Genomic DNA, 13,562 nt, shown 5'->3' with positions numbered 1-13,562 from the left:
GTAACGCCTCAAAGGAAATCCGATGCTCCGCAAAAGCATGGCCATAGTCAGTTGCCTTCTGGCGTTGCCGCTGTCACTCTTCACAGTCGGGGCCGCCCAGTCCAGCACCGGCGCCGCGACCGACTGCGGCCCAGGCACGCTCCCTGACTTAAGGGCGGGTTTTTTCCCGGACGAGCCGAAGGTTGATAACATCTGGCTTCCCATGAATCCGGGAACCCGATCCGACTTCATTGGCAGGGTCACCGACCTCACCACGAGTCCGCCGGAGGTCCACACGCACCGTGTGGTGTCAATCGTGACGGACCTGACAAAGGTGGTGGATGGAGTTCGCACGGTTGTCCTGTGGGACCGTGACTACTCCGACGGCGTCCTCGAAGAATCCGAACTGGCCTTCTTTGCCCAGACCAGGAAGGGGACGGTCTGGCTATTGGGCGAGTACCCGGAGGAGCTTGAATCCGGAAAATTTGCCGGCGCCCCCAGCACGTTCATCGCCGGAGTAGACAATGCGCGGGCCGGCATTGCCATGCCGGCGCACCCCACGAGAAAATTTGGTCCCTATACAGAGGGGTCAGCACCATCGATTGATTTCCTGGACTGCGGCCAGGTGGTCAGCATGAAAGCCAAAATTCTGAAGGTCGACGAGTTCAACCCCCTCGAGGGGGCGTCGTCCGGCCATCAGCAGAAGTACTACCGCGCCGGAGAGGGGAGTTTCAAAGTAACGGCCTCCGGTGGGGACAGCCAGGAATTCCTGGACCTCCACTCCACCACGACGCTGGATGCGGCCGCCTTGGCCGCCGTCAACAAGCGCGCGTTGGCGCAGGACCGCCACGGCTATAAAGTCAGCCCTGACGTCTACGGCACCACCGAAAGGGCCACCGAAAGGTCCTGCGCCGGGTCCTGAAAACCACCGGTACTCTCAGAACAGGGCGGCGGTCACGGTCCGGGTGAGCTGTTGAATGATCCGGGTCCGGGGACCCGTGTCCGAATAGTTCAGGCCACGGGTGTACACAACGAACACGAAGGCCCGGCCGTCCTTGACCAGGATGCTGGCATCGTGCAGGTATCCGGACAGCAGCCCGTACTTATGGAAGACCCCGACGCCCGGTGGAACCGCAGGAGGGATCAGCGTCTCGAAATTGGTGTTCTGCATGTAGGACAGCAGCTGGGCGGTGTGGCCGGCATTGAGCAACCGTCCCGTGTAGAGCAGCTGGAGGGTCCGGGCCATTTCTGCCGGGGCCAGCAGGTTCACCGTGCAGTCATAGGTGATCCCGATCGAGGCGGCGTAGTCGGCAATGCGCCCATAGCCGACCGCCGAGAGGATCAGCGCCCACGAGTCGTTGTTGCTTTGCTGGACCATCTGGCGGATCTGGGCCCCGGCCGTCGAGGCCCCCATCCGGGCAGTCAGCGAGGCGCGGCCGGTCTCCACGAGGTGGTAATACGCCGACGCGGCAAGGATCTTGGCCGTACTGGCGGCCACAAAATTGCCTTGGACTCCGTAGCCGTGGACCACACCGTCCGAAAGATCGATCAGCGACACCCCCACCGCGTAAGCGCTGTTGTCCTCGATAATGTCGTTGATCTGGCCGTCCAGTCCGGGGCCGATGGCCCGGACCGGGGCAGCGGGCACGGCGGGGGCTTTAGCTGTCGGGGCAGATGCGGGAGCTGTCCGGCTGGCGGCGGCGGTGGCCGGCGGCACAGCTCCCGGAGCTGTGCGGCTGGCGACGGTAACTGGCGCGGGCGCGACCGCGGTCCCAGTCGAGGTGGCGACAGCGGTTGCAGCAGCGGCCGGCGGATCCGGTAACCCTGCCTGGACGCCTGCGTAGACGCCACCGGCGGTTACAAGGGCGAGTGCGACGGCGCCCGCGGTCAGATGCTGCGGCCGGATCCATCCCGCACGCCTGGTGAGGGGCCGCGCGCCGGAGTGGGATCCGCCTCCAGCCCGGTGCGCGCCGTAGCGGTAGTGGCGCGGCGTGGGCTCAGACATCCAGACCGGCCCCGGGCATTTGCTTGAAATGGTTCGCAGGCATTTGTTCTTCCCCCGAAAGTAACTGACCGCGGTGGGGCCATGGACTCCCAGCATTCTTCCCGCTGGCGGCTGCCCGCGCAAGGGCAGGGCCCCCTATTCCGCCCCAGTCAGCGACGCAACGCCGGGGCGGATCTCGCCGACATTCCGCTGCGCTTCTTAAGCGTTTCTTAATCGCCGGGCGGGAGAGTGGGAGGTGGTGCCTCACCGGGCGCCCCTTGCCCCGAGCCGGAGGAACCCATGACTGGACCCGTCCCTGTTAGACGCGAAGCAGTGAATCGCGATGCAGCACCAAGCCGCGATATGGCGCAGCGCCGTCCCGACAGCGGCCGTCCCGACGCCGGCCGTCCTGCCGCGGGGCCGCGCCTGTGGTCCCTCCCCCAGATCCGCCACTGGTTGTTGCTGGGTGTCCTGCTCTCCGCCGCCGTCGTCGCACTGGGCCTGGCCGCGCAGCTGACCCCGGGCTTCAGCGCCACCGAGCTCGGCGTGGACCAGGACCTCAGCCACCATCACCTCGCCGCCCTGACCGCCGTCGCGATGGCCCTGAATGTGATCTTTGGCCCGGTGGCAGGTCTCGCGCTGATTGGAGCCGCTGCCCTCTACATCTGGCTGTTCCGCGGCGGCCTCCTCAAGGCGGTAGCTTTTGGCCTGGTGGCAACTTCCGGTTGGGTGGCCAGCGAAATCTTCAAGATCATCATTGCCCGCCAGCGGCCCAACCCCGCCCTGCTCTTCGATCCCCTGGCTCCGGAAAACGGCTCCGACAGTTTCCCGAGCGGCCATGTGGCCTGTGCGGTGGCGGTCGGTTTCGCACTGTACTTCCTGGCCCGTGGAACCCGCTGGGCCAAGGTCACCGCCGTGGGGGCGGCGGCGATGGCACTGGTCGTCGCCTGGTCGCGGTTGTATATCGGCGTCCACTACCCCACCGATGTCGCAGCTTCATTCCTGGCCGCGAGCGCCGCAGTGGTCCTGCTGACGGGACTCTGGAACGTTGTCATACCCAGGGTGGCGGAGCGGCTCCGTGGCCCGTCTGCCATCCCCTCCCCTGACCCTGAGAGGAAATGAGAATGCACGCCTTGGACGTCTATTCCTTATTACCGGCCGCCGACGCCGCCGGTACACCGTCACTGCTGGACCCGGCAAGCCTGCTCGCCGGGCTGGGTCCGGCCGCTTTGGGCGTCATCGCACTCATGGTCTTCATCGAATCGGGCGTGCTCTTTCCCTTCCTCCCCGGTGACTCGCTGTTGTTCACCGCAGGCCTTCTGCACCAGCAGCTACAACTGACGCTGCCAGTGCTGATCGGCGTCGTCACCGCGGCCGCCGTCGCCGGTGACCAGGTCGGCTACTTGCTGGGACGGAAATTTGGCAGGCGGTGGTTCAAGGATGACGCCAGGATCCTGAAGACAGCGCACCTGACCACCACAGAGGACTTCTTCCGCCGCCACGGCGGGGCGGCAATCGTGCTGGCCCGCTTCGTCCCCATGGTCAGGACGTTCGCGCCTCTCACCGCTGGGATTGCGCGCTACGAGTACAAGTACTTCACCCTCTGGAACGTCATCGGCGCGGTGGCTTGGGCCAGCTCCGTGACGTTGCTTGGCACCTGGTTGGGACATTTTGAGATCATCGCCAAGAATATCGACGTCATTGCGGTGGCCATGGTTCTGGTCTCCGTCTTGCCGGCGGCCGTGCAGTTACTCAAGCGCCGCCGCAACAGTCGGGTCTCCGACGTCACCACGGGCACAGCCGCCGGCGACACGGCGCAGGAATCCGAGGATGGACTGCGGACTGAGGAAATGGCCGCGAAAGAATAGCTGACATGACTATCGCTGACCGCCCGTCCCTGCTGCTCGTCGAGGACGACGCCGTCCTGGGACCGCTCATCGCCGAGCTCCTGGACCCGGATTACCGGATCCAGCTGGTCACCAACGGCCGTGATGGCCTCCACCACGGGCTCACCGGGACATGGGACGTCATGGTGATCGACCGCGGGCTGCCGGTAATGGACGGCATCGCCCTGATCGCGGCGCTGCGGTCGAAGGGCATTGTCACTCCCATCCTGATCCTGACCGCGCTGGGCGATGCCGACGAAAAGGTCAGGGGCCTGGACGCCGGCGCCAACGATTACGTGACCAAGCCGTTCGACGCCGGCGAACTGGCAGCACGCCTGCGCGCACTGACGCGCACCTTCACTTCTCCGGCCCCGGCACGGGTGATGATCGGGAACTGGGAACTGGATCCGACGCAGCGCACAGTCCGCTCCGTCTACGGGCAGACGGTGTCGCTGACGGCGAAAGAAGGCCAACTACTCGCAGCCCTGGCCGCAGAACCGGACCGCGTCTTCACCCGGGACGAACTCCTCACGGCGTACTTCCACGCCTCGGATCAGCCCGGCGTGATCGATACGTATGTTCACCACCTGCGCCGGAAGATCTCCAAGGCCGTCATCCGCACGGTGCACGGCCTCGGCTACCAGATCGGCGAGGCTGATGAGTAACGGCGGAACCGGCGGAAATCCGGACTACTCCATCCTGCGCAAGGCCTCGCTCAAGGTCGCGTTGCGGATCAGCGGCGCGTGCGCGGTCATGGTCATCGGGCTGCTCGCCGCCACGGCGCTTTACCTCCTGAATCAACTGGCCCATCCCGAAGTGCCAGGCTCTGCGGCGGCCGGGATGGCCTACGCATACTTGGATTCCAAAGATGTGCTCGAAGCCATGGTCATCGCCGGGGTGGCGGGAATCTTGCTGGCCGGCATCGTCGGGTGGCTCAGCGCGCGCAGCGCCATCCGCCCCCTCGGTGATGCCCTGGCCAGGCAACGGCGCTTCGTCCAGGATGCGAGCCACGAATTGCGCACACCCTTAACCATCCTGGACACCAGGATCCAGCTTGCCCAGCGCAACACCGTGCCCGGCTCCAGGCAAGGCCAAGACCTTGCCAGGATCCGAGAGGACGCAGCAACGCTGACCGGGATTGTCAACGAACTCCTCCTCGCAGCAACCACGGAAGCCCCGGACCGCTCCGCACCGCCTGCCGACCTTGCCGACGCCGCCGCCAGCGTCGCAGGGAGCCTCCAGCAGGTCGCGGACCAGCGCAGAGTGCGCCTGGATTTCGTGGCCGATGCCCGGCCGCTGGCCCGGATCGAGAAGAATGCACTGCGCCGTGCCGTACTGGCCCTGGCGGACAACGCCCTTGCCCACACCCCTGAGGGCGGCCGCGTGTCCATCACGACGTCGATCGAGCAGAGCCGCGCCGTCATCACGGTGGCGGACACCGGGACCGGCATCACCGGCGTCGATCAGGCCCGAATCTTTGACCGCTTCGTGCGGACCGCCAGCACTGACGGTTCACAGGGACAGCGGAGCTTTGGGATCGGCCTGGCCTTGGTCCGGGAGATCGCCGTCGCTGCCGGGGGGACCGTCGAGGTGGCCGCGACGGGTGCCGAGGGCACGGTCATGAAATTGACGCTTCCGTTGGCCGGGCGCGTGAATCCCTGAGAACCATATGCACAGAAAAGACCGGCGATCGATTTGCCCCCAAGGGAATCGATCGCCGGTCTTTCCGGACTGTATAGCCCTGGAAGGGGCCGTGCGGCTTAGGCGCGGACGAAGGTCACGCCGCCGGTCGCGGTCAGCCAGGACAGCGGGTGGACCATCGTCTGGTTCTTCCCGTTCATCCCGCCACTGACCACCTGGCCGTTGCCGGCGTAGATGCCAACGTGACCGGACTGGACCACCATGTCGCCGGGCTTCGGGGTCGAAACGACGGTTCCGAGGCCAAGGAAGGCCCGGGGACCGATGTCACCGACGGGCTTGCCCGCGGCGCCAAGGGCCTTTTCCACCATGGCGGTGCAGTCCTGGGTGATGCCCACCTGGCTGTAGGCGGCCGAGAGCATGATGGCGTTGCGTCCGCCGGCAGCCGGCGCCGCGGCATGCCCTGCGGCCGGAGCGGACTGCACCTTGATGGTTGCCTTGGGTGCTGCGGCCGGTGCTGCTGCAGGCGCTGCAGCAGGGGCAACGGCGTGGGCTGCGGCGGGGGCTGCGGCGGGAGCCGTCGCCACGGCAACGGGCTTTTCGATCACCGGTGCTGCGACGGTAGCTACCGCCGGGCGGTCAAAGCTGATTTTGACGCTTGAATCAGCGTTGACGGGCGCACTGACCAGCGCGTTGACGTCCACTTTGGACGCCGGAGCGGAGTCGCGCTGCGCAGGTGCTGCAGCTGCGTTGGCTGCCATTCCGCTGGTGAGGACCAGGCCGGATGCGGCGGCGAAGACGGCGGCATGGCGCGCAAAAGTATTGATTGAAGACATGAGTGTAGCCTCTCCCAGTGCCTGCGAGGTGAGCTGTCGGATTCGGATGGGAGTCACCCGGCCGCACTCCCGGGCCCGTCACTGCGGGCACTGTGCGGCTTCACCCCAAGACCTGCGTCATCAGCAGGCCAAATGTGGTTTCCCCGTCTCTGCCGGTAGTTGATGCGAGTTATCCCCGGGCCGCGGCAGAGTTAGGCAATCGGCTGGGGAGCGCCCGTATCGGAGACAACAGGCGCCTATCCACCGTAACCCGAACCGGATGTAAATGTCACATTCAGGTAACGGCGGCCACAGTACGGTCCCGCAATTGCCCATGGGGCGGCGCCGCATCCGAACGTAGGATGATGCCACCAGCACCACGCCTGAGCGGAGGCCCGAAATGAACAGCCACTGTGTCGCCATCTGCCAGCTGAGCACTCAGCCCCAGGAAGATTTCGACGTCAACACCGAGCTGCTGATCCTGGACGGCCAGGACGTCCGCGTGACGACGTGGGACGCGGAACCGCGCGACGGCGGCTTCGACGAGCACGTCCTCAATGATCGGGTGGATGCGCTCGGGTACATGGTTGTCAACGACTGGTCCTTCCTGGACGGCAAGGCCTACGCGGTGGTGGAGCGGCGGTCAGGCCCGGCGCAGGAGAGCAGCGGCGAGCCGTGACATTCCTGTCCCTGGCGCTGATTGCCGTCGTCGCCCTCGCTGGCCCCCTGCTGGCTCTGCCGGTGCGCTGGCGGCTGCCGGTGGTGCTGGGCGAACTGCTGGCCGGCATCGCGATCGGACGTTCAGGCCTGGCCCTCGTGGACCCCACAGACCCGACGTTTACCCTGCTGGCCAACATCGGATTCGCGCTGATGATGTTTGTGGCCGGAACCCATGTTCCCGTGAGGGATCCGCAGATCCGCTCCGCCCTTGGCCATGGCTCCCGCCGGGCCATTGCGGCCGCAGCGGCAGCGGTGGCGGTCGCCACCGGCATCGGCCTGCTCTTCGGAACTGGACATGCTCCCCTCTACGCAGTGCTGCTGGCGTCCTCGTCGGCCGCCTTGGTCCTTCCGATCATCGATTCCCTGCGCCTCGGCGGACCCCATGTCATCGCCATGACCGCGCAGGTGGCCATCGCCGACTTAGCCTGCATTGTGGCGTTGCCGCTCCTCGTGGACCCGCCCCACGCAGGCCGCGCGGCACTGGGCGTGCTCGCAGTGACCGGCTGCGCGGTGGTGCTCTACTTCGTCCTGCGCTGGCTCGATCGCAGGGGAATCAACGGGCGCATGCACCGACTCTCGGAAAGCCGCAAGTTTGCCCTGGAGCTGAGGAGCCAACTGGCCGTCCTCTTCGCCTTGGCCGCAGTCGCGACGTGGAGCAATGTGTCCGTGATGTTGGCAGGGTTTTCATTCGGCCTGGTGGTGGCCGCCGTCGGCGAACCGAGGCGCCTGGCCCGGCAACTGTTCGCCCTCAGTGACGGCTTCCTTGGCCCGGTGTTCTTCGTGTGGCTGGGCGCGTCACTGACACTCAAAGACCTTGCCGGGCATCCGGAGATGATTGCCCTCGGACTGGCCCTCGGAGCCGGGACCCTGCTGACGCACGCCGGCCTGGCGTTCCTGGGGCTTCCGTTGCCACTCGGGGTGTTGTCGGCGGCCCAACTGGGCGTGCCGGTGGCGGCGGCGAGCATCGGCACTCAGCTGCAGGTCCTGCTCCCGGGCGAGGCTGCGGCCCTGCTGGTCGGCGCGCTGGTCACCATAGCCGCGAGCGCCGTCGCCGGCTCGCGGGCGGCGAGGACATTCGCGCTGCCCGCAAATGCCGGCGGCAGATCCGGCGATGCCGGCAGCGCCGTCGGACCGGGTGATCCCGGCGGTCCGGGAGATCCGAAAGTCTGAAAGTCCGGACGACGGGAAGCCCGAAGGTCCGCAAGTCAGAACACGGTCCGGGCCGGGCCGGGCCGGGCCGGGCTGGCGCCAGCACTCGAGTCGTCACTCTCCAGCGGCGGTGAATTGCAGCTCCGGCCTTGTCTTAGCCATCTCGGCCAGGACGCGGGAAACCGCATCCCGGACCACAGCGCCGTCGCCCTCGGCGTGGAGGTCGGCGTCGGCGTGGAGGTCGGCGTGGGAGTCGAACGGCCCTTGAGGCTCGCCCAGCACAGCATTGGCGTGGCGGACAAATCTGTCCCAGTCCCCCGTACCTGCGCGCAGAGCCTGCAGCGGCGAAAGCAGCGCGGCCCGGCGCAGCCAGGCATCGGGCTCGCGCATCCACCGGTCCAGCACGCTGTCAGCCCGCACCCTGGCCAAAAGGTCAAGCCCGCCCACCAACGGGCCGACAACGTCGACGGCGAGCGGATCCACGAGCTCCCGCACGTGCGCCTCCCGGATGAAGCCCTCCAGCCGGGTGAGGTCGGAGTTGGTCAGCAGCTTCACATTGGCCTGTAGCAGGATCACCGCGGCCTGCCTGCGCTCGAAAACCGGCATTGTCCCCGGTTTCGAGCCCCACAGTTCGGAACTCAGCGCAGTGATTTCATCGTGTGACAGCCCGGGATAGCGGCGGCCGGCGTCCCGGACGGTCCCGCGCACGGCACCCATGGACGTGCCGTAGAACCGGAGGCCGTTGCCTCCTGGCTCCATCTCCAGCCGCGAAGCCAGCCCGTCCGCACGGCGCCAGGAACTTTCCCGCTGCAGCGAGAGGTCGATGAATTTGCCAGCATCACTCACCCGTCCATTCTTTCGCCTGGGCGCCGGAAAATGCCGTGAACCCTTCCCGGAAGGTTTGCGGGTCAAGGTAACGTTCCGGTAACGTAGGCCACCGGCCGCGAAGGCCTGGCCCGAATGCAGGGCCCCGGACCGCCCCTTCTCAGGGCCCGGTTGCGCCGTTCGGCGCCTGCTCGCCCATGCTCTGGCAGCAGGGGCCCGATGTTGCTTCCCGTACTCGCCGCCCTGGCAGCGACGGTAGTGAGCGCCCGCCACAAAGCCCGGAGGGGTCCGTTGTTCCAGAAAACACCGTCCAAACACGCACAGTTCAATCACGCACAGTTCAATCACGCAGAGTCGAAGCCACCACGCTTCATGACACCGCAGTTCCACAAAATAGCGATTGCGTTGAGCTTGGGCGCACTGACCCTGACCGGTTGCAGCGTCGCTCCCACGGACGGCGCGGCAGCACCCTCCGGCGCCACCCAGGCCCCGCGGCCTGCCGCGGCTTCCACGTCAGCAGCGGCCACCCAGGCCCTGCGCCCTGCCGCGGCTTCCACGTCAGCAGCGGCCGCAGCGGCTAAGACGGCGAAGCCCACTGCACCCAAACCCGTCGGCGGCACCGCCGCTGCAACGGCGGATCCCAGGGTCGAAGCGGCACCGGCAGCCGCCGTCGCACCTTCCTCCACGCCCAGCGCCGCGCCAGCATCGGGCGCCGCACAAGCGGCAGCCACTACGGGCTCGACGCCGGCCGCCGCGCCCGCCGCGGCCAAGGCCGCCGTCGCCGCGCCCGGCGGCGGGTCGCAAGCCGCCACCGCCCGGCGCTGGGGTGCGGTTGTTGCAGGCGACGAATTCTCCAAGGCCGGCGCCCCCGACTCCACCAAGTGGAGCGTCTTCAAGGGAACCGGACATGCCGGCAAGGGTGTGCGGAGCCCGCAGGCATGGTCGGTCGCCAATGGCGTGGCCACGGTCAGCGGCAACTCGGCCGGCACTACGGGCGGCATGTCGGCAAAATTTGCACAGCAGAAGTACGGCAAATGGGAGACGCGCATGCGGACCAGCGCCCGGGACCCGAAGTACCACCCCGTGTTGATCCTGTGGCCCAACAACAACACCTCCCCCAACTGCGCCGAGATCGACTACGCCGAGGGCAGCACCAACACCACGCAGATCAAATTCTTCCTGCACTACGCCTGCGGCGGCTCGAGCTTCCAAACCACGGCGGCCAAGACGATCGACACAACCCAGTGGCACAACTACGCCGTGGAATGGACTCCGACCGGAATCACGGGCTACATCGACGGCGTGAAGACCTTCTCCGACACGAACCGCGCGCACATGCCCTCCGTGGGCATGCATCAGACGTTGCAGCTGGATTGGTTCCCTGACGGGTCGGCCACCAAACCTTCGCAGATGCAGGTCGACTGGGTCCGCGTCTACAAGTAGGACCGGCTCAGCACCCCACAGCCCCGCGGCCCAACAGGGCGCGGGGCTGTCTTGTCGTTGACCGGTGGCGCTCAGCCACCGGCGGCGGGACTCAAACCTCCTGAAGTTCCCGGGCCACCACCGCGGAGACGAGCATGGAGCCGGCCGCCGTCACGGCGTCGATGACCGGAACCCCGAGCCGACGGCGGAGCACGTCCGCCATGCCGATGCTGCTCAGGCCGGTGCTGGCCTGGACGATCACGTCGGCGCCGGCGTCAACCAGCATGTGCGCCGCGGCGAGGGCATCGAAGATCCCGGCAGGCATGAGGAACGCGTCGGGCGTTTCGACCCGCCCCTCCCCATCAATAAGCAGCATGCGCTCCCCTAGCGCTTCCGAGATCGGACCCGGTACGTGGGCGCCGAGTCCAAGGACCCCAATCCGTCCACCAAAGGTCAGTGCGGCGGCCGCGGCTGCGGAGCCTGCCCCGATGACGGGGATGTCCACGGCAGCCCGGGCGCCGGCCAGCCCGGGGTCGGACGCGCAGCTGATAATCAGGGCGTCGGCGTCACCGGCCATTTCCCGGGCCAGCTGGACTACCTTGGGTGCTGCAGAATCGAGCGACGCCTGGTTGTAGACGCCGGACGGCTGGTCCGGAATACAGCGGGAGGTGACGGTAAATCCGAATGCTTCCTGCAGAAGTTTCCCGTGGGCGTGGAGCAGGCGTCGGTCCGACGTCGTCATCACCCGGATCAATCCAACACGCATGGCGTACTACCTTTCGAACGGATTCCTTGGTGCGAAGCTACACGGCCAGTATTTCCACGTCTTTTCGGGCAGGTGACAACCACAAGTACATGCCGTGGATTCATGCCGTGCCGCCGGTGGCCGGCCTCTTTTTGAGGTACGCGACACAGCAACCTGTGCATCACCTTGACGAAAACTTCGCTTCAATTAGCGTCGACGGGCCCGGCGCCGTTGTATGGTTTGTCACGGTGGCCCGCCTTCGGGTCCGGGTACCATGCCCGGGATGGGGGGAAGGCGGCAAGCCGGTTCCGGACTCAGCCGGGACGATGATCGAAGGAATAGCCATGTCGGTGGAGCCCTCGTCCACTTCAGAACGCCCCAAAGAAGGGGATCAGCACGACCTGGTATCCGGTGCGGAACAAGCCGCATCTGCCGATGCCATCCAGCATCAGGCCAGCAGAATCATTGACGCGGTGCTGGACGACACCGCTCCGGAACACCGCCGGGCCCGGGAGTTGCTTCGCCAGCAGATTGCTGCACATCCCGGCCACCCAGAACGTGCCCTCATGGAACACCTCTTGGCGTTAAAGGCGTTGGGCGGCCCCCACGAAGGGACGCCGGACGCGGGCGGCCGGGTTCTGCCAGAGTTTGCCTCGGGCGAGTAAGCAGCCCCACGCTGGCTGGGACGTGTTCCGGGGGACCACGCCACTCACACGTACTTGCCGAACCAAGCGAGGGTATCGTTCCACGCGGCGGTGGCCTGCTCCTGGTTGTAGCGAGGCCCAGTGTCATTGTGGAAGGCGTGGTCCACGCCGGGATAGATCTTGAGCTCGTGCCGGACGTCGGTCTTGGCCAAGGCATCCCGGAGGGTCGGCATGGCTCCGGTGATCCGCTGGTCCTGTTCGGCGTAAACGCCAAAGACAGCCGCCTTGATGGCCGTGAGCTTGTCCAGATCAGGTGCGGGTCCATAAAACGCTGAGGTCGCCTTAAGGCCAGGGATCGCAGTCGCCGCCTGCCACGTGATACCGCCGCCGAAGCAGAAGCCGTTCATGGCGATCCGCCCCTTGTCAACGAACTTTTGGGTGTTCAAATACTCGAATCCGGCGGCGAAATCGGAGACGTGACGCCGGGCCCCGGCCTGAGTCAGAGCTCCCGGGACCGCGTCGGGGTCCATGCCCGCGGTGCCGCCTTCCCTGCTCAGCAGATCCAGGGCCAGCGCCGCGTACCCGGCCTTGGCGTAGCGGCGGGCCACATCCTGGATATGGGCCGTCAGCCCGCGGTTCTCGTGGCAAATCAGCACGGCCGGCCCGGCGGTCCCACTTTCGGGCCGGGCGAGATAGCCGCTGATGTGGGTGCCGCCCGCAGCGAACTGCACGGTCGCCGTGGTGAGTCCGGCCGCCCCCTCCGGGACGGACAGCGGGCTCTTGGCCCCTGGCACGGCGCCCGCGGACGCGCTGCCGGTCCCCGGCGAGGATTGTGCCGGCGTCGGCATGGGGTCCGTGCTGCGGGGAACCTCGTCGGCCGCGCAGCTAACCAGGAGCATCGCTGCCGAGGCCGAAGCCATGCTGCCCGTGATGAACGCCACCCGGCGCGTGAACGTGCGCTGGCTCATGGCGCCGGAACGGTAATCGTCGAAAAATTCCTCGATCAGGTACTTTTCAAACTTGCCAAGCTGCGTCACGACGGCCTCCTCCAGTGTGCCGATCATCCTCCTCCGAAGTCAGATTTCGAGCAAGAGTCTTGCCGGGAGAACCGCCCGGCGGCGCGGCGGCCACTTCCCCACGACGACGACGACCTGACGCTGCGCCAGCTCGCTGGCCCGCTGGCCCCAGCGTGGGCTCAGGTTCATCTGGAGATGGCAGAGGAATTTGACCAGCTAACTCTGCCTTTGTTGTCCACCCATGCCCGCGTAGATCCAAATGTCGTAGGTCGCGCGGAGTCTTGAATCATGGAGGGCAACCAGGGCCAGACGTGGTCCCGGCAGCACACGGCGAGGTTGAGCTCCGTCGCGGCGGGCGGTGCCCGAGAGAGCAGTATCGCCGCTGATGCGACGGCCACAGACCGCCGCCCGGGTCAGTCACCGCCGCCGCCTGTCCGCCCCCCCTCCTCTGGCTGTCCGTTAAATGTCGGACCTCCGCAGGAAACTTGAATCATGGACGGCAATCAGGGGCCCGACGTGGCTCCATCAGTAGCAGGGCGGGCTGGCGATGAATTCCGGGACCTGCTCGCGTTCTGCGCCCGCACGCTCCGGGACTTTCGTCAGGCCGAGGATCGAGCCGGAATCATCGAACAGTACCGGCAGCTCGACGAGTTGAAGTCTGCGATCGACACCTTGCTGATGCTCCTTCGGCTCGACGTTATCTTGGGCAGCGTTCCGGGAGTTACGGCCGAACCCGGAA

At 66.6% G+C, this 13,562-nt stretch carries 16 protein-coding genes and 1 riboswitch; of the genes, 10 read left to right on the top strand and 6 right to left on the bottom strand.

Translation table 11 applies throughout. The features are described 5' to 3' along the window. Window positions 1-202: 202 nt before the first annotated feature. Window positions 203-901: a hypothetical protein gene (locus AC1DEM_RS18115; protein ID WP_476885687.1), complete on the top strand. Its 699-nt coding sequence runs from the start codon at window positions 203-205 to the stop codon at window positions 899-901. A 15-nt stretch (window positions 902-916) separates the two neighbouring features. Here the strand turns inward: AC1DEM_RS18115 and AC1DEM_RS18110 are convergent, their stop codons facing one another. Next, the gene (locus AC1DEM_RS18110) at window positions 917-1,627 is read right to left on the bottom strand and encodes a serine hydrolase (protein ID WP_476885686.1); all 711 of its coding nucleotides are present in this window, start codon (window positions 1,625-1,627) and stop codon (window positions 917-919) included. 669 nt (window positions 1,628-2,296) lie between these two features. Here AC1DEM_RS18110 and AC1DEM_RS18105 point away from each other — a divergent pair. Genes AC1DEM_RS18105 through AC1DEM_RS18090 form a run of 4 tightly spaced genes read left to right on the top strand, consistent with a single transcriptional unit; the run spans window position 2,297 to window position 5,511 of the window. Next, the gene (locus AC1DEM_RS18105) at window positions 2,297-3,085 is read left to right on the top strand and encodes a phosphatase PAP2 family protein (RefSeq protein WP_476885685.1); all 789 of its coding nucleotides are present in this window, start codon (window positions 2,297-2,299) and stop codon (window positions 3,083-3,085) included. 2 nt (window positions 3,086-3,087) lie between these two features. Continuing rightward, window positions 3,088-3,831 carry a DedA family protein gene (locus AC1DEM_RS18100; RefSeq protein WP_476885684.1) on the top strand — a complete coding sequence of 248 codons (744 nt, stop codon included), beginning with the start codon at window positions 3,088-3,090 and terminating at the stop codon, window positions 3,829-3,831. 5 nt (window positions 3,832-3,836) lie between these two features. After that, window positions 3,837-4,514 carry a response regulator transcription factor gene (locus AC1DEM_RS18095; RefSeq protein ID WP_476885683.1) on the top strand — a complete coding sequence of 226 codons (678 nt, stop codon included), beginning with the start codon at window positions 3,837-3,839 and terminating at the stop codon, window positions 4,512-4,514. After that, window positions 4,507-5,511: a sensor histidine kinase gene (locus tag AC1DEM_RS18090; protein WP_476885682.1), complete on the top strand. Its 1,005-nt coding sequence runs from the start codon at window positions 4,507-4,509 to the stop codon at window positions 5,509-5,511. The genes AC1DEM_RS18095 and AC1DEM_RS18090 overlap by 8 nt, the downstream gene beginning before the upstream one ends. 98 nt (window positions 5,512-5,609) lie before the next feature. Here the strand turns inward: AC1DEM_RS18090 and AC1DEM_RS18085 are convergent, their stop codons facing one another. Further along, entirely contained in the window at window positions 5,610-6,323 is a 714-nt protein-coding gene (locus AC1DEM_RS18085) for a hypothetical protein (RefSeq protein ID WP_476885681.1), read from the bottom strand. Window positions 6,324-6,331: 8 nt separating this feature from the next. Then, a riboswitch (cyclic di-AMP (ydaO/yuaA leader) is annotated at window positions 6,332-6,521 on the bottom strand. A 181-nt stretch (window positions 6,522-6,702) separates the two neighbouring features. Between AC1DEM_RS18085 and AC1DEM_RS18080 the strand changes: the two genes are divergently transcribed. Together AC1DEM_RS18080 and AC1DEM_RS18075 are read left to right on the top strand one after the other, a co-directional pair. Beyond that, window positions 6,703-6,981 carry a hypothetical protein gene (locus tag AC1DEM_RS18080; protein ID WP_476885680.1) on the top strand — a complete coding sequence of 93 codons (279 nt, stop codon included), beginning with the start codon at window positions 6,703-6,705 and terminating at the stop codon, window positions 6,979-6,981. Then, window positions 6,978-8,192, top strand: a complete 1,215-nt coding sequence (locus AC1DEM_RS18075; protein ID WP_476885679.1) for a cation:proton antiporter — start codon at window positions 6,978-6,980, stop codon at window positions 8,190-8,192. Before AC1DEM_RS18080 ends, AC1DEM_RS18075 begins: the two co-directional genes overlap by 4 nt. A gap of 93 nt (window positions 8,193-8,285) precedes the next feature. Here AC1DEM_RS18075 and AC1DEM_RS18070 read toward each other — a convergent pair whose 3' ends face one another. Next, window positions 8,286-9,017 carry a DNA alkylation repair protein gene (locus AC1DEM_RS18070; protein WP_476885678.1) on the bottom strand — a complete coding sequence of 244 codons (732 nt, stop codon included), beginning with the start codon at window positions 9,015-9,017 and terminating at the stop codon, window positions 8,286-8,288. A gap of 351 nt (window positions 9,018-9,368) precedes the next feature. Here AC1DEM_RS18070 and AC1DEM_RS18065 point away from each other — a divergent pair, with 351 nt between their 5' ends. Further along, the gene (locus AC1DEM_RS18065; protein ID WP_476885677.1) at window positions 9,369-10,439 is read left to right on the top strand and encodes a glycoside hydrolase family 16 protein; all 1,071 of its coding nucleotides are present in this window, start codon (window positions 9,369-9,371) and stop codon (window positions 10,437-10,439) included. A gap of 91 nt (window positions 10,440-10,530) precedes the next feature. Here AC1DEM_RS18065 and AC1DEM_RS18060 read toward each other — a convergent pair whose 3' ends face one another. After that, window positions 10,531-11,184, bottom strand: a complete 654-nt coding sequence (locus AC1DEM_RS18060) for an aspartate/glutamate racemase family protein (protein ID WP_476885676.1) — start codon at window positions 11,182-11,184, stop codon at window positions 10,531-10,533. A 323-nt stretch (window positions 11,185-11,507) separates the two neighbouring features. On the opposite strand from AC1DEM_RS18060, the gene AC1DEM_RS18055 reads away from it, so the two are divergent. Continuing rightward, window positions 11,508-11,828 carry a hypothetical protein gene (locus AC1DEM_RS18055; protein WP_476885675.1) on the top strand — a complete coding sequence of 107 codons (321 nt, stop codon included), beginning with the start codon at window positions 11,508-11,510 and terminating at the stop codon, window positions 11,826-11,828. A 44-nt stretch (window positions 11,829-11,872) separates the two neighbouring features. Here the strand turns inward: AC1DEM_RS18055 and AC1DEM_RS18050 are convergent, their stop codons facing one another. Beyond that, the gene (locus AC1DEM_RS18050) at window positions 11,873-12,871 is read right to left on the bottom strand and encodes a dienelactone hydrolase family protein (protein WP_476885674.1); all 999 of its coding nucleotides are present in this window, start codon (window positions 12,869-12,871) and stop codon (window positions 11,873-11,875) included. Window positions 12,872-12,883: 12 nt separating this feature from the next. Continuing rightward, window positions 12,884-13,012, bottom strand: a complete 129-nt coding sequence (locus AC1DEM_RS18045; protein ID WP_476885673.1) for a hypothetical protein — start codon at window positions 13,010-13,012, stop codon at window positions 12,884-12,886. A 303-nt stretch (window positions 13,013-13,315) separates the two neighbouring features. On the opposite strand from AC1DEM_RS18045, the gene AC1DEM_RS18040 reads away from it, so the two are divergent. Then, window positions 13,316-13,562, top strand: a 247-nt coding sequence (locus AC1DEM_RS18040) for a hypothetical protein (RefSeq protein ID WP_476885672.1), incomplete at its 3' end; no start/stop codon positions are given.

It is taken from the genome of Arthrobacter sp. 05T420 (assembly GCF_056396305.1).
The sequence above is the reverse complement of the archived record's forward strand: the minus strand, read 5'-3'. Positions and strand labels throughout refer to the sequence as shown.